The organism is Niveispirillum sp. FG156 (genome assembly GCF_057809555.1).
The window spans coordinates 51054-69986 of the sequence record NZ_JBMDKE010000005.1 but is presented as its reverse complement, the minus strand read 5'-3'; the positions used below and the strand labels follow the sequence as shown (position 1 = coordinate 69986).

Genomic DNA, 18933 nt, shown 5'->3' with positions numbered 1-18933 from the left:
CTCAGGCCTCCCCGACCGGGGTGATGCGCACGGCGCATTTCTTGAAATCGGTCTGTTTGGAGATGGGGTCGGTAGCGTCCAATGTGACACGGTTGATCAGGACGTCGGCGTCAAACCAGGGCACGAAGACCAGGCCGCGCGGCGGCTTGTTGCGTCCCCGCGTCTCCACCCGTGCCCGCACCTGTCCCCGGCGCGAGGCCACCACAACCTCCTGCCCGCGCCGGACCTTCATGGCCTGGGCATCGTCCGGGTGCATGTAGCAGAGCGCCTGGGGTACCGCCTTGTGCAGTTCCGGCACGCGCCGCGTCATCGACCCGCTGTGCCAGTGCTCCAGCACGCGGCCCGTGGACAGCCAGAACGGGTATTCCGTGTCCGGGCTTTCGGCGGGCGGTTCATAGGGCAGGGCGAAGATGCGGGCCTTGCCATCCTTGTGCCCGTAAAAGCGCACGCCCTCACCCGCAGGGACATAGGGATCGCTGCCCTCCCGGAAGCGCCAGCGGGTTTCTTTGCCATTCACCACCGGCCAGCGCAGGCCGCGTTCGGCGTGATAGGTGTCATAGGGGGCCAGATCATGGCCATGACCCCGGCCAAAGCTGGCATATTCCTCAAACAGGCCCTTTTGCAGGTAGAAGCCGAATTCCTTGGCCTCCCGGTTCTCATACTCCTTGTCACAGTCGGCCACGGGGAACCTGTCCACCTGTCCGTTGCGGTAAAGGATATCGTACAGGGTCTTGCCGCGCAATTCCGGGGCCTTGGCCAGCAGTTCCTCGGGCCAGACCTCCTCCACCTTGAAGCGTTTGGAGAATTCCACCAACTGCCACAGGTCGGATTTCGCCTCACCGGGTGCATTGACCAACTGATGCCAGACCTGGGTCCGGCGTTCGGCATTGCCATAGGCCCCCTCCTTCTCCACCCACATGGCGGCGGGCAGCACCAGATCGGCGGCCAGGGTGGTGACGGTGGGATAGGCGTCGGACACGACGATGAAATTGTCGGGGTTGCGGTATCCGGGCCAGGTCTCGTTGGCGGTGTTGGGGGCCGCCTGCATATTGTTGTTCACCTGCACCCAATAGCAGTTCAGCTTGCCATCCTTCAGCATCCGGTCCTGTTGCACCGCGTGAAAGCCGGGCTTGGCCGGGATGGTGCCTTCCGGCAGCTTCCACAGATGTTCGGCATGGGCGCGGTGTTCGGGATTGGTCACCACCATGTCGGCGGGCAACCGGTGGGAGAAGGTTCCCACCTCGCGCGCCGTGCCGCAGGCGCTTGGCTGTCCCGTCAGGGAGAAGGGGCTGTTGCCGGGTTCGGCAATTTTGCCGGTGAGCAGGTGGATGTTGTAGGCAAGGTTGTTGGCCCAGACACCGCGCGTATGCTGGTTGAAACCCATGGTCCAGAAGCTGACCACCTTGATCTTTGGATCAGCGTACAGCTCGGCCAGTGCCCTCAGCCGGGCGGCGGGCACGCCCGACTGTGCCGCCACCTTTTCCAGCGTGTAGGGCGCGACGAAGGCGGCGAATTCATCAAAGCTGATGGGGTCGCTTTCATTGGCCTTGGCGGTGTTCTTGGCCGCCACCTCCAGCGGATGGGTGGGCCGCAGCCCATAGCCGATATCGTCCCGGCCCTTCACGAAGGTCGTGTATTTGCTGACGAAATCCTTGTTGACGCGCCCCGTCTTGATGATGTGGTTGGCGATGTAGTTCAGGATGGCCAGATCGGTCTGTGGCGTAAAGACCATGGGGATGTCGGCCAGCTCAAACGACCGATGCTCGAACGTCGACAGCACCGCCACCTTTACATCCGGGTTGGATAGGCGGCGATCCGTGACGCGGGTCCACAGGATGGGGTGCATCTCCGCCATGTTGCTGCCCCACAGGACAAAGGCGTCGGCGGCCTCGATATCGTCGTAGCAGCCCATCGGTTCATCAATGCCGAAGGTGCGCATGAAGCCAGCGACGGCGGATGCCATGCAATGGCGGGCATTGGGGTCGATATTGTTGGACCGGAAACCGGCCTTCATCAGCTTGGACGCGGCATAGCCCTCATGGACGGTCCATTGCCCGGACCCGAACATGCCGATGGCTTCCGGCCCCTTGGCCTTCAGCGTCGCCTTCCACTTCTCCGCCATGATGTCAAAGGCCTGGTCCCAGGTGACGGGCGTGAAGTCCCCATCCTTGGCATATTTGCCATCCTTCATGCGCAGCATGGGCGTGGTCAGCCGGTCCTGGCCATAGATGATCTTGGACAGGAAATAGCCCTTTACGCAGTTCAGGCCGCGATTGACCTCTGATTTCTGGTCGCCATGGGTGGCGACGATGCGCCCCTCCTTCACGCCGACCATGACGCCGCAGCCCGTGCCACAGAAACGGCAGGGGGCCTTGGACCATTTCATCTTGGCATCCAGACCGGCGGGCAACTGTGTGGCGGCCGCGTCCAGGGTCAAACCAGCAGAGGCAGCGGCGGTCAGCGCCGCCTGGGCCTTCAGATAATCGCGTCGTGTCAGGGTCATGGCATCGGCTCCGCAAGGGCTGCCGCCGGTTCGGCATGCTGATAGACAGGCAGGGCGCTATAGACGCCCGGCAAGGCATTGATGGCGTCCAGCGTGTCGGCCACGGCCCGGTCGCTGGCCCGTTCGAGCAGCACGATCAGGCGGCTGGCATCGCCCCGGGCCGGCACGATCTCGCAATCCAGCGCCTTCAGGCGGGCCGTCAGGTCGGGTATGGCACTGGGGGCGGCGTGGACGATGAAGCTGGAAATATGGATCTCACTGGCCATGGGTTTCCTCCACGGTAACGGAAAGCCGGATGGCATTGGCCGGGCAGGGCGGCAGACAATCGCCGCAACCGGTGCAGCGGTCGGCATTGACATCCGCCCGCGCCCGGCCACGGGGCAGCAGGTGGAAACGGATGGCCCCTTCCGGGCAGGCATCGGCACAGGTCCGGCAATAGGCGCCATTCTCGGCCAGACAGCTGGCGCTGATGATGGCCAAGGCAGATTGTGCCTGTGTCTGGCGTGTGAACAGGGCACGGCGGGAGAGACGGCTTTCCATGGTTTCTCCCCCTCACAGGCCAGGTGGGCCGGCGATCAACTGCACCATCCAGACGGCGAAGCCATAGGCGGCCACGACCCCCACCGACAGGACGGGGACCAGCACAAAGGCGAGGAACAGGAACTTCAGGAGTTCAGTCCGTCTTGTTTCGGTATGTGCGTGCATAACGTCCTGCCAACCAGATTGTTTGCCAGGGAAACCAATACACCGCAGGGGAATACATGATCATTGATCGAGATCAATTATATCAGCAGTCAGTTTTCATGAGTCAATAAAAGTGATTTTGAGAAATAGGATCAAAAATCAAAGCATTGATAAATGTATAATTTGAACTTGATATTTATCAAGAATATTAGGCTCCATGCATTGTTGTTTTCGGTTGTGACAGGTCCAGTTCAGCCGACAAGGACACGTTCTGCCGTCCAGTAAAGCCCGACCATGGCAATCAGGACCGATGCCGGTATCGTGATGCGTGTCCTGAACCACGCCCTGTCCTTGAACCAATACAAAAGCAGGAAATAGGCGATTGCGATTACGGCCAGTTGCCCTGCCTCGATCCCGATATTGAAGGCGATAAGCGCTGCCGTTTGATCTTTGGCTGGCAAGCCCAGCTCTGTCAGGACACCTGCGAAGCCCAGGCCATGCAGCAGCCCGAACCCGAAGACCAGCGCGGGGCGCCAGGGTGTCATCCGGCGGGCAAAGATATTCTCTACTGCGACATAGGCGATGGACAGCGCGATCAGCGGTTCAACCATGCGGGCCGGCAGATCGATCACGCCGTTCAATGCCAGAGCAAGTGTCAGGCAATGGGCCAGGGTGAAGGCCGTGACCTGCACCAGCAATGGTCGCAGCCTTGTTGTGAGCAGGACCAGTCCCAGAACGAACAGCACATGGTCCGGACCATCCGGCACGATGTGAATGAAGCCCAGATGCACATATTGTCCAACGACCTGCATCAATGTGGGCGGTGGTCCGGGCCGCAGGGGCAGGGGGCCTGTGGCCGCACTGCCCTCCACCCAATGAACCTGCCCACCCAGCAGCAGCGCATATTGTCCTTCCAACAGGTCGAACTGCCAGGACACCGTTCCGGCCCCGGGCGGCAAAGGCCCTTCGGCACGCAGAACCAGGAATGATGGCTGCGACTGATCTGCCGGCATCAGCAGCTGTTCGACGACCATGGTGGCGGAAACCGCTTCACCGTTGATCCGCATATGTAGATGGCGCGGCAAGGCGGGTGAGAGTTCCGCTAGTTTGGCTGCGGCTGTGCCTTGGGTGAAGTCCCGGCCCGGTTCCTGTTTCTCCGCTTGCTCCAGCCTGTTTATGAAGGCTGTCGGTGCCGTAACGATGCGGGCGCTCCACGAACCATCAGAAAGCTCGATCACAACCTGACTGTCGCCGATCTCGTGCGTGGCCGCCGGCCTGACCATAACCAGCAAGAGGGCCAGCAGTCCTAGCAGAAACAATCTCATGGCAGGTTCCTGGCCCATTGCATTCCAATGTCATCGGGGCGACACCGTGACCGGTTTAACCCCTTGACCGCAAGGGCAAAACATTGTCCCTGAACGGGGTGTGGGACCTGATCCGGGGATCGTCGGCATGGGGCAGCCGGATATCGCAACATTGCGGATGATGCTGGGGTTCGGTGGCTTGTTGTCGCTGCTGGTGACCCTGGGCCTGTGGCGGATGGAACGGGGGGCAGCAGGGACTGGCGCCTGGTTGCTGGCGGCGATCCTTGGTCTGACGGCATGCCTGCTGCCGCCTGCCGTCGTCTGGCGCCAGCCCGACCTGGGCATTGTCGCCAATACCAGCCTTACCCTTTCGGCCATGTTGCTTATTCTGGAGGGGGCTCTCCGCTTTCGCGGCATTGGTGATGCTGGTCATCGCCGCTTGCCGCTTGTCCTGGTCCTATTCGCAATCGTCGCCCTGATGCTGGCGGCGGCGGGGCGCCCCTGGGTCCGGATTGTGCTGCATGACGGGCTGGCGGCCATTCTGCTCTGGGGCACGGCAGGGGCTTTGGCCTGGAACGCCGCAAAGGGTCAGCGGGCGGTCAGCGGCATTTTGGCGCTGGCCTTCATGGGACTGGGACTTCTTTATACATGGCGGGGAACAGGATTGCTGGCCCGTGGTGTGGATCTGGGCGGGGCGGATACACGCATGCCGCCCTGGCTTCTGGCGGCCAGTTTCGTTTGGCTCCTGGTTTGGATGGCGGGGATGCCGCTGCTGCTGTTGCTCCGCAGCCGGGAACGGGAGCGTCGGCTGCTTGATCGCGACAGTCTGACGGGCCTGTCCAGCCGTGTGGCGTTTCTGCGTGATAGTGCCGATGCATTGCTGCACCGGGATGGCCAGGGTCAGGGGGCTGGCGTCCTGCTATTGTCGCTGGAAGGACTTCGCCCCATGAATGAAAGCCTGGGACATGAGGCCGGTGATCAGATGTTACGGCTCTTTGCGGAGCGATTGCGTACCGAAGCGGCGGCGGCAGGGGCGTTTGCGGGGCGCCTGACCGGTGCCCAGTTTGCCATCCTGCTGCCGGCCACGGACGACCGCGCGTGCCTGATGCGGGCGATGGAGCGGGTGCGCCGATCGCTGATACCGCCCCTTGTTCTCGGCGATCTATTGCAGCCAGCCAGCTTCAGCATGGGCACTGCGCTTTATCCGGAGGATGGACGCTCCATCGCCGCTCTGCTGGAAGCTGCGGAGCGGGCCATGTTCAAAGTGAAGGCGGCGGGTGCCGCCTGATCACCCTTAGAGCTGTTTTCGGTTGACCGGAAACAGCTCCGGCGGCAACCGCCGCCGCGTGGCACGTGCCGCGGAAGCCCGAGCTGCGGATGCAGCGCCGGCGCTTGAGGAAACGAAAAGCTAGAGCGTGATTCCGGTCAACGGAAACACGCTCTAGCCCAGGATAGAGTCGGCGTCGAAGGGAATGCGTCCCTCGATCTGACCCAGCAGACGATAATGGCTGAGGCCGCTGTCAAACTGTCCGAGCGCCACGGCTGCCGCAACATCCGGGTTCTTGGCCAGATAGTAGGCTTCATTGAACTGCTCGGTCGCCAACCGGCCTTCGAAGCGGCCGTAGGACAGGTAGTGATCGATTGCCGAACCGATCTGCCCGTCCTTGATGGCGACGGCGACATCGGGATTGAGCTCCAGATAATCCGCCGTGTTGAAATAGGCGTTGGGATTACGCCCTTCAAACTGCCCATACAGGATATAATGCTCAAACGCGCTGCGGATCGCGCCCGTAGAGACGGCTGACGCAATATCAGGGTTGTGAGCCAGATAATAGTCGGTGTCGAAGAAGGCGGCAGGATCGCGATCTTCCTTGGCACCAAAAGCCCAGAAGTGGTCTTCAAGCGAGGAGATGGCGCCACCGGTCACGGCAGCCGCGACATCGACATTGCGCAGGCCGTAATAGGCATCATCGAAGCGAACCTGGGTCAGGTTCTCGCCCCAGTTGCTGCTGTCGATGACACGGTCCGCAAACTGCACATACTCAACATTATGAATGCTGATCTGTCCGTCGGCGCCGGTGATCACCGCCCAGGTGGCATTCCCTTCTGTCACGGCGGCAATGGTGTAGGACGCGGCATTGCCGGACAGGACTACGCGGTCCAAACCGGCGCCACCATCAACACGGTCGCCGTTGGTCAGCCCGGTGATGACATCATTACCACCTGCTGCGGTGATGCTGTCCGCCCAGGGTGTGGACTGTATCGCGTCACCGCCGTTGGTCCCGACAATCGGCGCAACCTTGATGCTGCCCACCGTGTCAGCATATTTGCCGAACGTGACATAGGCCATGTCACCGGAGAAACCGATGCCGATACTGTCCCAACTGGCCGACAGAATATTGCTGGCCGTGCCGGGATTGGACATCCACTCCGCCAGCAGATTGCTGCGCACCGTTCCGGCGACAACCCCGTCCGCATTCTCGGCAATGCTCTGCGGCAAGGACAGCTTAAGTCCATCGGCCACAGCCAGCACACCGGCGACGAACCCCTGCCCATCACTCCAGTGATGCAGGGTCGGTACCGTGCGGTTGGCCACGGCAATCTGCGACCAACCCGTGTAGCCGACCTTGCTGTCGAAATCGACCGCGTGCTGTCCGGCAAGGACAGACAGGTCCATGCTGGGCTTCAAAGGTGCCAGTCCCTTTTCGGCACGAAGGGCATTGATGGCGTGATAAAGGGCCAGTTCGGTCATCGACAGGCTGTTGCTGCCGGCGGCCAGCGTGGTTGCTGCTGTGAAACTCATGATCTTCAGCCTCCAGCGACCAGCGGATCAGGCGTCGACGTCAGGTGGATTTCCACCGTCGCCTGCCCGATCACGGTCAGGTGTGATCCGCTATTGGCAACCAAAGCCCCCAAATCCGTGACAATGGCACTGGACGTGCCGCCATCCCCAGATTTTTCGATCACCAAACTATCCTGCCCCTTATCGAAGTTCTCCACTTTTGCGGTCAAATCCTTGCCGTGCCCATCAAGCACGATCAGGAACGTGTCCGTTTTCTTATCCGTGCCGACGAAGGTCACCTTGCTATCAAAACTCACCTGGATGTGATCGCCGCCGACCGTGAAGGACAAAGCCACCCCCTGGCTCTGTCCGGTAGGAACGGCGATCGCCTGTTTGGTGCCGGTATCCACCACGTCCGATGCGGTGGATATGTCGGCAACAGCCAGGGTTGGCATCGGCTTCTCAACCGGGGCCGAACTCGGCGTGTCGCTGCTGGACACGGTAACCGTATCGCTATGCTCCACCTTCACCGGTGCCGGCGTCTCTGCCGGTGCAGAGGTGGAGGTGGCCGTGACATCCGTATGCCGTGCAGTCGGCAGGTTGCTATCAACGGCTGGCAAATCCAGGACCGAGTTGGTAGCATCAACGCCGTGGTCGCCAGCGTCAGGCGCGCCGGACGGTGGCAGGGGCGATGCAACCGCATCATGCGTGACGGCGTTGGCGATCACTTCCGTCGTCAGGGCGGCCATGACCGCGCTGACGATGCGAAGGAAAGCGTGCGTGCCATCCTTGTCGTCGTCACCATCCGCCGTGGTGGCGTCGTGATGTGCCAGCGCCTCAAGCCCGGCCAGCGACGAGAAATCTATACCAGACAGTGCTTGGCGCAGCGTATCGCCCGACCAGGTTTCACCGTCCAGAACATGCACCACGAAGAAGCCGTCGATGCGGGCAATGTGAACCAGCGCATCGCCGGTCGCCATATCCTCGATCGCGAACCAGGGATCACCCTCATCCGACAGGCCGGATGCCGCTTCGACGGTCAGGCCATGGCGGGCGAACTGATCCAGGCAACGATAGACATCGGCGATGTCCTGGTTGCTCCAGAAACCGCTATTGCCGTTTGCCGCAGGTCCGGGGAACCGGAATATTTCGGCCGACGCGCTCATGCCGGCCTCCCTTCTTCATGGCTTTGCCGCAGGGCGGCGAATGCATCGGGTTCAAAAGCGGCAAGATAGCCGGCCGCAAAATCGGAAGGTTCCATGCCCAGCGCCAGGGCCCAGCCGGCCAGCACGCCTTCGGGAAGACGGCCACGACCGGACTCGATGGCGCTGACCAGCGTCGGTGTCGCGATGCCCACAGCATCCGCCAGGGTCCGGGTGGTGAACCCACGCTCCACGCGCCGCTGCCGTATGGTACGTCCCCAAGCGGCCCGCCGCTCCCGCAGCGCCGACATCCGTTCACGTGCAGCACTATCCGCCGTTTCATGACGGGCGGCCTTCAGCTGCGCGATGTGGATAGAGACGATTTCGCCCATGTGGCGGCTGCCTTAACCTTCAAACCTTTTAAACGACGCGGAAACGCGGTGCCTGCTTGTCCCCATTCCCGTCGCCGGGTGCCGTTGTACCGGCTTCACCGAACAGAATGGAATGGGTAATGGGATCATAAAACTGCATAAGGGTCCGTACGAATTCAGCCGGCTGCATCTGCAGGGCCGCAGCCCAGGCGAGATAGCTGTCCGGCGGAATGCGACCGCGCCCCGCCTCAATCATCGATACCATTGTGTAATATTCAAGGCCGACAGCCTCCGCCAGCGCACGCTGGGTCAGCCCGACTTCCGTGCGGCGGCTTTTCAGCCAGGCACCGGCCTGTCGGCGCAGCTCCTTGACCTCTTCACCGCCGCCATGTTGGGGATGCGAATACATCCGGCACTCCATGAACTCTGTCTGGGATGAACATAAGCGACTTTATAACAGATTACCACTTTTCTCTCGCCCGAGACGCCGCAAGGCCCGCCCGCGCGTGCCGCATACGCTGAAATGCAGAGAATCCGCCTCGCGGATAAGACGGGCAGGCATTGGCATCGGGTGTTCCCACCACCATGGCGGTGCGACTCCGGTGCGAATCAAGCGACCGGGGCAGGGGATGAAAACGGCAAGGCGCCCGTCGATATCGACGGGCGCCACATTACTTGCCGCGGTCAAGCCGGATCAGGCGTGCCCGTGACGGGCATTCCATGCGGCCTCCACCTCCGGCGGTCGCTGCAGGATCAAGCCATACCAGCCAAGACCCCGGTAGGTTTCATAGCCGGGCGTCAGGGCGAAGGCGACCATCGTCCCATCCTCAGCCGTGTAATAGCCCATGTCCCGCCCGCCGGTGGTCAGCGGGTAACGACCGATCAGCAGGTAACGCTGATCGCTGGCGGCAAGGACGCGGAAATTGCTATCCACGATCAGGCATTTGGTCCGGCCTTCCAGCCGTTCCTCCTCCGTCAGGCGGACATTGCCGACCACGGCACCAGCCTGCGGGGACCAATCAAAGAAGATGCCTAGCACGCCCATTGGACGTCCATTCTCCGTCCCGCCCGCCCGGATGGCGGTGGCATAGGTGGCAACAGGCTGATGGTTCAGGCCTTCATGTGGGGCCACATCGGCAACGGCGAATTCCGTGCCATCGCGCGTGCCCATGGCGTCGCGGAACCATTTTTCATTGGCGACGGAACGGCCCGCAACGGGATACTTGCCCGGTCGCCCGCTGGCAATCACCCGGCCCTGCGCGTCCGCCACCCAGATATCCAGGTAAACGGTGTAGGATTTAAGGATGACGCCCAGGCGCTGGCTGGCATGGCTGGCGGTTGCCGCCCCCGGCTGTTCCAGCGCGTCGACCACTGCGCTGTCGGTCGCCCACCAACGCACATCGCATGATCGTTCATAGAGGTTGCGGTCAATGATATCGATCATGTTGAGCGCAAGGTCGGCGAGGCGTTGGCCCCGCATCGATCCAACCAATCCCTGGCCCAGCTGATGCAGCCGGTTGGCGCTGCCCACGATCTCGTCGCGCATCTGGCTGGCAGCCAGATCAATCTGGGAAGAGATGGTCTGCACCTCTGCGGCCACGACGCCAAAGCCGGCACCGTGTACGCCGGCGCGGGCCGCCTCGATCTTCGCGTTCAGGGCGAGTATTTTTGTGCGACGGGTGATGTCACCGATGGCGCTGGTCCGCATGGCGGACACTTCGGCCACTTCACGCGCCAACTCAATGATGGTTTCAGGCGAGGCTTCCTGGTCAGAGCGTACCCCGGATGCGGAAAAATCCGCCGTTAAGTCTTTCGGCATGTGTCCCACGGTTCTTTATTGGATTTGAGAACACTTGATGGAGGTTTGCTTCCTAGCACCTTGCATCCGTGCAGGGCGACGCGGCTTTGCGCCGTCTGGGCAGATACTGTAGCAATTGAATAAAATTTATCCACAATAAATATTGGCCAAAATATAGGCAATTCCGTCTTCTTGTTGATCACTTAAGGGTATCGTCGAGTTGTTGTTTATATTCCGTTAAAGCGTAATTGCTTAATGTTTGATCGCAATCGCTCAATAATCAGACAAATTCGCCTCGCGCGACCCACACCCTCTTTCCAGGGGCTGCGGCTTGGGTTACTTCCTGGGAACCATTTTGCGATTTTTGAGCAGGGATTCCCGATCAATGGCCACCATCTTTGTCGCCCGCAGTGCCAATCTCAGCCAGTGGGGCTCCGATGTCGGGCTGGGCAAGAACCTGTTCAAGGTGGGCATCTGCGATGGTGATCCGGCTGCGGTGCTGGCAGAAGGTATCGCGGGCGAGAAGGACTGGACCCTGGTCAAGAAGCAGGACGATGTCGAGGTGACGGAGGAGGAGGTGCGTGAGCGCCTATCCAAGCGTCAGAAGCGCGTGGACCCCACCTATTACCCCCGTATCAAGGGTGAGGAGACGCTGTTCAAAGTGGTGGATGCCGATGTGCAGCGTCACATCGTTCTGGCGCGTGCCATGGAAGGCGAGAGTGAGCGGGCGGCCATCAAGTTGAAGGTTGCCGACTTCGCAACCTACCTGATCAGCAACGCTCTGCGCTGATGCCGGTCTGCCCCTAGCTCCATCATTGAGAAAGCGTTGCTTCCGGTATGTCCGTAAAGGTACTACTGCCAAAGGAGTGCCGCCACCGGGGGAATAAGGTGCACAGCAAGGGCATGTCGCAGAACGTGGCGGCGAAGCTGCGGTCCGCCAAGGAGAAGCACCTGGCCGGTAAGGTCGTGGAGGCGGAGCGGGGCTACCGGGAACTGCTGCAAGGAAATCCCGGTCTGACCGAGGTCCTGCATCCCTTGGGCATCGCGCTGCAGCAGCAGGGGCGTCATGCCGAGGCTGTGGAGCATATTTCCCGCTGGTTAAAGGTTGCGCCCAAGGATTACGAGGCACTTGTCAACCTGGGCAACTCGCTGCTGAACCTGGGGCGTGGTGCAGAGGCCGGGGCCATCTACCGCCAGGCCTTGGCGCTGCGGCCCTCTGCACCCGACACGCACCTGATGAAAGCCATGGCCGATCAGTTGAGCGGCGATATGGCCGCCGCTGAAAGAAGTGTCCGGGCCACCTTGTCCCTGGTGCCCGATTCTCCCGAAGCCTTGTTTATGCTGGGTAATATCCTGTGCGCCACGGGCCGCCGGGATGAGGGGATGCAGGCCTATCGTGATGCCTTGCGCCATCGCCCCACGATGGTGGAGCCGATGATCAATCTGGCCAGCAACCTGCAAGGGCTCAACCAGCGGGAAGAGGCTGCGGCCCTGTATCGGGAGGCGCTTCGTCTGCGCCCCGGCACGCCCGAGGCGATGCTGAACCTCTCCACCATGGAATATGAGGATGGCGCCGATCCGGAACAGACATGCCGGAGCTTCATGCAGGTGCTGTCGCAGTTGCCCGATCATCCCGACACGCTGAACAACATTGCCAACCTGCTGATGAACATGAACCGGCTGGAGGAGGCGCAGACTTATATGCGCCGCCGGCTGGCCGTGCCGCCCGATGCCTCTTCCAGCCATGGTACGGCGGCAGCCTTGTTCATGCTGATGGGACAGTGGGAGGAAGGGTGGCAGCATTTCGAATGGCGATGGTTGCGCGAGAACCTGCCCGTCCCCCTGCGCGATTTCGGAAAGCCCGAATGGCGGGGTGAGGATATCCGCGACAAGACCATCCTGATCCATCATGAACAGGGGCTGGGCGACAGCATCCAGTTCGTTCGCTTTGCGCTGGAGATGGTTAAGCGTGCGGCCCACGTCATTCTGGAGGTGCCGCGCAACCTGCTCGCCCTTTACCAATGCATTCCGGGTGTGACCCTGGCCGTCTATGACGAGCCGCTGCCGCCCTTCGATGTGCAGATCGCGGTCATGAGCCTGCCTTATGTGCTGGGCGTGACGGTGGATAGCGTGCCTGCAACGGTTCCCTATCTCCATGCCGATCCCGCGCGGGTGGAGATGTGGCGCGACCGTGTGCCTCGGGATGGCTTCCGTATCGGCATCGTCTGGCAGGGCAAGCCCGGAACCGGTGTCGACAAGGGCCGTTCCTATACTCTGGATCAACTGGCGCCCATCGCCCGTGTACCGGGCGTGACGCTGGTCAGCCTTCAGAAGGGCTATGGTCTCGATCAGCTGGAGCGTCTGCCCGAGGGCATGAAGGTCGAAACCCTGGGGCCCGATTTCGACGAAGGGCCGGGTGCGTTTCTGGATACTGCTGCCGTCATGCAGCATATGGATCTGATCATCTCCTCCGATACATCGGTGGCGCACTTGGCCGGTGCCTTGGGCTGTCCGGTATGGGTGCCGCTGAAATTCTCGCCCGACTGGCGCTGGATGGTCGATCGCGGGGACAGTCCCTGGTATCCCACCAACATGCGTCTGTTCCGGCAGGCAGAACCCGGCGACTGGGCCGCAGTGTTCCAGCGTCTGGCCGCCGATGTCGCAGCGCTGAAGGATGGCGACCGCTCGAAGCTGATACCGCCGGCCCCGCCGCCACGTTCACCAGCCGCACCCTTCCCGCCGGTCGCGGCCCCGCCATTGCCGACCCCCATGCCGCCCGTCAAATTGCGGGACGCCGCTGTGCCTGTGGCCGGGATCGGTCCCCCCGCTACTGCTGCCACAGCCCAGCAAGCGGGCCGTGGGGTTGCGGAAATCCTCACGCCGCTCGGTCGCATCCGGCATCTGGCCGAAGCGGCGCCGACCGGTGAGGGGCTTGCCCTGCAAACGGCGCTATGTGCCGATCTGCTGGCCGAAGGCGATGTGGTTGTGGAGGCAGGGGCTGGTGCCGGATCCTTCACCTTGGCCCTGGCGCGCGCAGTTGGGCCGCTGGGCCGGGTGCATTCCTTCGAACCGCAGCACGCTAAATATGACTTGCTGTGCTGGAATGTGCAGGAGAATCGGCTTGATCAGGTGCATGTCCGGCAGGCCGCTGTCGGCGACGTCAAGGGACATATCCTTGTCCGCCCTGCCAGTACCGATTCCATCTCCCTGTCTGGTGCGGGCGGTGATCCCGTTCCCCTGATCACCATCGACAGCCTTGATCTGCCATCCCTGCACCTGCTGAAGGTGGATGTGGAGGGGACGGGGATGAATGTGGTCCGGGGTGCGCAGAATACGATCATGCGATGCCGCCCGACCCTCTACATCAAAGTCAATGTGCCGGAACACGCCCGTGCCCTCATCGACCGGTTGACGGAGCTGGGCTATCGCCTGTGGTGGCATCATGAAAGCGCGGATACCGCCCCCAAGAACCTGCTGGCCTTACCTGCGGAGAAGAAGCCCGTGGTGATCGGGTTGCTCTCGGCGAACCGCCCTAGATGACAGTGCTTTTCTAGAACTGCGTCCGGTCAACCGGAAATACGCGTCGGTAATCAAGGCAGACGGTACAGGGGAGCCGTGGAGAATGGTTGATATTCAGCAGCAAGCCCTGGCGGAACTGAACGCGACGAAGGCCGTGCATCTGGCCGGCAAGCTGGAGGAAGCTATCCGTCGGTATCAGGCCTTGCTGAAAGCCCATCCGACCTTTGCCGACGTGCTGCATCCGCTTGGCATCGCTTTTCAGCAGCTGGGGCAGCATGCCGAGGCGGCGGAGGCGATCGGCCATTGGGTGACGTTGGTTCCTCAGGATTATGACGCGCTGATCAATCTCTCCAACTCGCTATTGGCATTGGGCCGCGCCGCCGATGCTGTGCAGTCCAGCCTTAGGGCAGCCGCGCTGCGGCCCGATGCTGCCGGGGCACATGCAATTCTGGCCCAGGCGCTGCATGCATCACGCGACCTTGCCGGTGCCCGGAACAGTTATGAGCGTGCCCTCGCACTGGAACCCAATTCTGCGGAATGCCTGTTCAATCTCGCCAATCTTCTGGTCGATGGGGGGCTGGTGGAAGAAGCGGTACAGCGCTACCGCGAGGCCCTTAAGGTCCGCGCCGATCTTCCGGAAGTGTATGTCAATCTTGCCAACAATCTTGTCCGCCTGGGCAAAGCCGACGAAGCTATCGGGTATTACCATATCGCGCTGAGCCTGCGTCCCGGCATGCCGGAGGCGTTGGTCAACCTTGGCAATGCGTTGTTCATCCATACCGGTGATCTGGATGGTGCCCGCCGCTGTTTCGAGGCGGTGATCGCGCAGGCTCCCACCTATCGCGATGCGTTGAACAACCTGACCAGCCTTGCCATGGAAGCCGGGGATATGGTCACGGCGGTGCATCACACCCGCCGCATGCTGGAGGTGCATCCCCGCGACCAGTTAATGCACACGACGGCAGCAGGGCTGTTCATGTCCCTGGGGCAGTGGGAAGAAGGCTGGCAGCATTTCGAATGGCGCTGGCTGCGGCCCAACCTGCCCGTTCCCCTGCGTGATTTTGGTCCTCCGGAATGGCAGGGCGAGAATATCAGCGGCAAAACCATCCTGATCCATCATGAGCAGGGGTTGGGTGACAGTATCCAGTTTGTCCGCTTTGTGCAGCAGGTGGTGGCAAGGGCCGCCCATGTCATTCTGGAGGTGCCATCCAATCTTCTGGCCCTTTATCGTCTGGCCGTGACCGGAGTGACCCTGGCGACCTTCGGTGAACCGTTGCCGCCCTTCGATGTGCATGTCCCGATCATGAGCTTGGCGCGCGTGCTGGGCGTGACTGTGGATCGTGTGCCGGCACCCATCCCCTATCTAAAGACGGACCGGGATCGGATTGATGCCTGGCGGGATCGCTTGCCCAAGGGTGGTTTTCGTATCGGTGTCGTATGGCAGGGCAAGCCAGGAACCGGTGTTGATCGTGGCCGTTCCTTTGGCCTGGAACATCTGGCTCCGGTCGCCCGCGTGCCGGGTGTCACGCTGATCAGCCTGCAGAAGGGCTTTGGCCTGGATCAGCTTGATCGGTTGCCCGATGGGATGAAGGTTCAAACACTGGGTCCTGATTTCGATGAAGGCCCGGACGCGTTCATGGACACGGCTGCGGTCATGCAGCATCTGGACCTTATCATTTCGTCCGACACGTCGGTGGCCCATCTGGCCGGTGCGCTTGGCTGTCCCGTCTGGGTTCCGTTGAAGTTTGCGCCCGATTGGCGGTGGATGCGCGACCGGGAAGACAGTCCCTGGTATCCGCGAACCATGCGGCTGTTCCGGCAGTCCACGGCTGGTGACTGGGCCGGTGTTTTCCAGCGTCTGGCCACCGAAGTGGCCTTGCTGAAGGATGGCGATGCGTCCCGGTTGAGCCCTGCTTCCCCACCGCCGCGTCCGCCGCCTTTGCCTTTCCCGCCCGTGCCGACCCCGCCGTTACCGGCACAACGCCCACCGGTCCTGTCGCAGCAGGTGGTGACCATCGGCAATCAGGATGCTCCGGAAGCCGCAACGCGCCTGGGCGTCCTGCGCTACCCATCGTTCGACAGGATTCTGGGTCGTTGCCTGGAAGCCAATGGCGAATGGCTGGAGGGTGAGGTGGAAGCCTGCGCCCGCACCCTGAAACCTGGCGAGACCGTGGTGGAGGTCGGGGCCGGTATCGGCCTGCATGCCTTGGCCCTGTCAAAACAATTCAAGGTCTACGCGTTCGAGCCGGAGATGCATCTGCGGGAACTGATGCAGTGGAACATGGCCCATGTTCATCACGGTAGCCTGACGCCGCAGCAGGGGGATGGCACCGGCATTGATGCGCAGGGGCTGGAAACCCTGCATCTGATCAAGGTGAGTGTCGATGCACTGGTCCTGCCTGTGTTGACAGGGGCAAGGAGCAGCATTCTGCGGCATCGCCCGTGTCTGTATCTACGCTGCAATGCCGGTAAGCCCGATCAGGCCACGCTCAATCTGCTGCGGGAAATGAATTACCGCGTATGGCGGCATACTGTGCCGTTGCACGTGGTACCCAACTTTAAGGGGAACAGCACCGATCCCTTCCCCGATGTCAGTGTTTGCAACCTGATCTGTGTACCCGCCGGACGGCAGGCCGTGGTGCATATGCTGCCGCGTTTGCTGTGACGGGGACAAGCGCAAGGCCGAACGCCTATTCGACCGGATAGATGCGGTAGTGGCGTCGCGGATGCTACTAATACCCCTGTATGTGGAACATTTATCCCTGTGATGAATGTTCCATCGGGACAGTCGGGATATCGCATCATGCGCATCGGCATCAGCCAGAAGATCATGTTTTCCAACCTGCTGGTATTGCTGCTGCTGGCTGCGGCGACGGTACTGATGCTGCTGGGTGCCGGGCGGCAGCAGAAGCAGATTGCAGAGGCGAACCGGGCTGCCGACATGGCGGCGGTGCAGTCGCTGGACCTCGTCTCTTCGGCGCGCCTGCTGTCGATCAATCTGGTGCAGGTCCAGCAATGGTTGACCGATGTCTCGGCCACGCGCGGTCTGGACGGTTTGGATGACGGGTTTGCGGAAGCCGAGAAGGCCCGCGACGGGGCCCGTGAGAACCTTCGCAAGTCCCGCGAACTGGCCAAGGCCATGGGGCAAGCTAAACTGCTCGCCGAATTGGACAAGGTCGGTGCCGCGCTGGACCCGTTCTATGATTTGGGCCTGAAGATGGCCCACGCCTATGTGAAGGACGGTCCCGCCCAGGGCAACAAGCTGATGGGTGAGCTGGATTCCAAGACCGAGGCCCTGACCGACGCCCTGGAAGCGGTGGTGAGGGAAGTGGATGTCATTGCCGGACAGGCCACCGACAGCATGCACCGTGAATTGGGCAGCGCCGTCGATATCGCCGATGATTTGGCCGATCTGTCGCTGGTCCTGCTGGTGGTCGGCGTGGCGGTGTCGGCGCTGGTGATGTTCGTCCTGAACCGTCATGTCGTGCGGCCCTTGATCACACTGACCGATGTGCTGGCCGCCATCGGCGACGGCAATCTGTCGGTGAAAGTGCCCCCGGCGGGTGAGCGTAAGGACGAGATCGCGGACATGTCCCGCGCACTGGCCATTCTGCACGAACGGACCGCGGACAATGTCCGCCTGCGTGAGGCCCAGGTGGAGGCCGAGGCCAAGGCGCGGGAGGAACGCGTGGCTGCCCTGACGGGCATGGCCGAAACGGTGGAAAGCGAAAGCCGCGTGTCGGTGGATAATGTCGCTGCTGAGGCCGCCATCATGGACAAGACCGCCGCCGGCATGGAGCAGTCGGCGGCCCAGGTCAGCGACAATGCCCAGAATGTGGCCGCCGCGGCCGAGCAGGCGCTGGCCAATGCCGAGGCCGTGGCCAGCGCCACCGAAGAACTGACCGCCTCCATCCAGGAGATCAGCGCCCAGGTCGCCCACGCCATGACCGTCAGCCGCAAGGCCGTGGAAGGGGGCGAGCGTACCCGCGAAACCATCGAAAGCCTGCGCGAGGTGGTGGGCCAGATCGGAGAGGTCGCCAACCTGATCGGTGACATTGCCGGCCAGACCAACCTGCTGGCCCTGAATGCCACCATTGAGGCGGCACGCGCCGGTGAGGCCGGCAAGGGCTTCGCGGTCGTGGCGTCGGAGGTGAAGAACCTGGCGACCCAGACCAGCCGGTCGACCGAGGACATTACCCGCAAGATCAGCGAGATCCAGTCAGCCACCGCCGCCGCCGTGGAGGCCGTGGCCTCCATCAGCGGGGCCATCAACGACATGGACCATATCTCCTCCACCATCGCCGCCGCGATGGAGGAACAGTCGGCGGCGACCAAGGAGATTGCCCGCAACGTGTCGGAGACGGCCAACGCCAACCGCGAGGTGTCCCGCCGCATCGCCTTGGTGTCGGACGAAGCGCAGGGCACGGGCGAGAAGGCCCTGCTGCTGCGCGAGGTATCGACCCATGTCACCGATGGCGTGAACGCCCTGCGCCAGACCCTGGTCCGTGTTGTCCGCACCGCCATTTCCGATGTCGACCGCCGCGGGAGCCGCCGGTATCAGGTGGGCCAGACGGTCAGCGTGCAGATCGGGGGCCGGTCCCTGGAGGCCAGCCTGGACAATATATCCAGCGGTGGTGCCCTACTGTCCCTGGATGGCGTCATTGTGGGGCAGAAGGGGCAACTGACTTGGCGCCAGCTGCCGACCCCCATCAGCTTCACCATCGTGGCCAGCGAACTGGGCAGCTGCTCCGTCCGGTTTGACCATGACGATGCTGGTCAGCAGGCGCTTGCCAGCCGCCTGGACGGTCTGCGCCTGCAGGCGGCGTAAGT

Annotated in this window: 15 protein-coding genes; 5 read left to right on the top strand and 10 right to left on the bottom strand. The window is 62.1% G+C overall.

The features are described 5' to 3' along the window. Nucleotide 1: 1 nt before the first annotated feature. The 5 genes from napA to ACODSP_RS04615 form a co-directional block, all read right to left on the bottom strand. Complete coding sequence (gene napA, locus ACODSP_RS04635; protein ID WP_488964458.1) at nucleotides 2–2503, bottom strand: nitrate reductase catalytic subunit NapA; 2502 nt, start codon at nucleotides 2501–2503, stop codon at nucleotides 2–4. After that, nucleotides 2500–2769 (bottom strand): chaperone NapD, encoded by a 270-nt coding sequence (locus ACODSP_RS04630; protein ID WP_488964457.1) that lies wholly within the window; start codon nucleotides 2767–2769, stop codon nucleotides 2500–2502. The genes napA and ACODSP_RS04630 overlap by 4 nt, the downstream gene beginning before the upstream one ends. Continuing rightward, a complete protein-coding gene (locus ACODSP_RS04625) occupies nucleotides 2759–3043 on the bottom strand; it encodes a 4Fe-4S dicluster domain-containing protein (RefSeq protein ID WP_488964456.1) in 285 nt (94 codons plus the stop codon). The genes ACODSP_RS04630 and ACODSP_RS04625 overlap by 11 nt, the downstream gene beginning before the upstream one ends. Nucleotides 3044–3055: 12 nt before the next feature. Next, a complete protein-coding gene (gene napE / locus ACODSP_RS04620; RefSeq protein ID WP_054170342.1) occupies nucleotides 3056–3208 on the bottom strand; it encodes a periplasmic nitrate reductase, NapE protein in 153 nt (50 codons plus the stop codon). A 230-nt stretch (nucleotides 3209–3438) separates the two neighbouring features. Next, nucleotides 3439–4512: a HupE/UreJ family protein gene (locus ACODSP_RS04615; protein WP_488964455.1), complete on the bottom strand. Its 1074-nt coding sequence runs from the start codon at nucleotides 4510–4512 to the stop codon at nucleotides 3439–3441. Between the two features lie 127 nt (nucleotides 4513–4639). Between ACODSP_RS04615 and ACODSP_RS04610 the strand changes: the two genes are divergently transcribed. Further along, complete coding sequence (locus tag ACODSP_RS04610) at nucleotides 4640–5779, top strand: GGDEF domain-containing protein (RefSeq protein ID WP_488964454.1); 1140 nt, start codon at nucleotides 4640–4642, stop codon at nucleotides 5777–5779. Between the two features lie 153 nt (nucleotides 5780–5932). Here ACODSP_RS04610 and ACODSP_RS04605 read toward each other — a convergent pair whose 3' ends face one another. The 5 genes from ACODSP_RS04605 to ACODSP_RS04585 all read right to left on the bottom strand — a co-directional run bounded on the left by ACODSP_RS04605 (nucleotide 5933) and on the right by ACODSP_RS04585 (nucleotide 10605). Next, nucleotides 5933–7294 carry a CAP domain-containing protein gene (locus ACODSP_RS04605; RefSeq protein ID WP_488964453.1) on the bottom strand — a complete coding sequence of 454 codons (1362 nt, stop codon included), beginning with the start codon at nucleotides 7292–7294 and terminating at the stop codon, nucleotides 5933–5935. A 5-nt stretch (nucleotides 7295–7299) separates the two neighbouring features. After that, the gene (locus tag ACODSP_RS04600) at nucleotides 7300–8439 is read right to left on the bottom strand and encodes a hypothetical protein (protein ID WP_488964452.1); all 1140 of its coding nucleotides are present in this window, start codon (nucleotides 8437–8439) and stop codon (nucleotides 7300–7302) included. After that, nucleotides 8436–8807 carry a helix-turn-helix domain-containing protein gene (locus ACODSP_RS04595; protein WP_488964451.1) on the bottom strand — a complete coding sequence of 124 codons (372 nt, stop codon included), beginning with the start codon at nucleotides 8805–8807 and terminating at the stop codon, nucleotides 8436–8438. Before ACODSP_RS04595 ends, ACODSP_RS04600 begins: the two co-directional genes overlap by 4 nt. Nucleotides 8808–8835: 28 nt before the next feature. After that, nucleotides 8836–9195 carry a helix-turn-helix domain-containing protein gene (locus ACODSP_RS04590; RefSeq protein WP_488964450.1) on the bottom strand — a complete coding sequence of 120 codons (360 nt, stop codon included), beginning with the start codon at nucleotides 9193–9195 and terminating at the stop codon, nucleotides 8836–8838. A gap of 285 nt (nucleotides 9196–9480) precedes the next feature. Next, on the bottom strand, nucleotides 9481–10605 hold the full coding sequence (locus tag ACODSP_RS04585; protein ID WP_488964449.1) for a methyl-accepting chemotaxis protein: 1125 nt from the start codon (nucleotides 10603–10605) through the stop codon (nucleotides 9481–9483). A 364-nt stretch (nucleotides 10606–10969) separates the two neighbouring features. Between ACODSP_RS04585 and ACODSP_RS04580 the strand changes: the two genes are divergently transcribed. The 4 genes from ACODSP_RS04580 to ACODSP_RS04565 all read left to right on the top strand — a co-directional run bounded on the left by ACODSP_RS04580 (nucleotide 10970) and on the right by ACODSP_RS04565 (nucleotide 18931). Then, nucleotides 10970–11374, top strand: a complete 405-nt coding sequence (locus ACODSP_RS04580; RefSeq protein WP_488964448.1) for a hypothetical protein — start codon at nucleotides 10970–10972, stop codon at nucleotides 11372–11374. A 113-nt stretch (nucleotides 11375–11487) separates the two neighbouring features. Then, nucleotides 11488–14124, top strand: a complete 2637-nt coding sequence (locus tag ACODSP_RS04575) for an FkbM family methyltransferase (protein ID WP_488964447.1) — start codon at nucleotides 11488–11490, stop codon at nucleotides 14122–14124. An 82-nt stretch (nucleotides 14125–14206) separates the two neighbouring features. Then, nucleotides 14207–16768 carry a tetratricopeptide repeat protein gene (locus tag ACODSP_RS04570; protein WP_488964446.1) on the top strand — a complete coding sequence of 854 codons (2562 nt, stop codon included), beginning with the start codon at nucleotides 14207–14209 and terminating at the stop codon, nucleotides 16766–16768. Nucleotides 16769–16906: 138 nt separating this feature from the next. Next, nucleotides 16907–18931 (top strand): methyl-accepting chemotaxis protein, encoded by a 2025-nt coding sequence (locus ACODSP_RS04565; RefSeq protein WP_488964445.1) that lies wholly within the window; start codon nucleotides 16907–16909, stop codon nucleotides 18929–18931. Nucleotides 18932–18933: the final 2 nt, after the last annotated feature.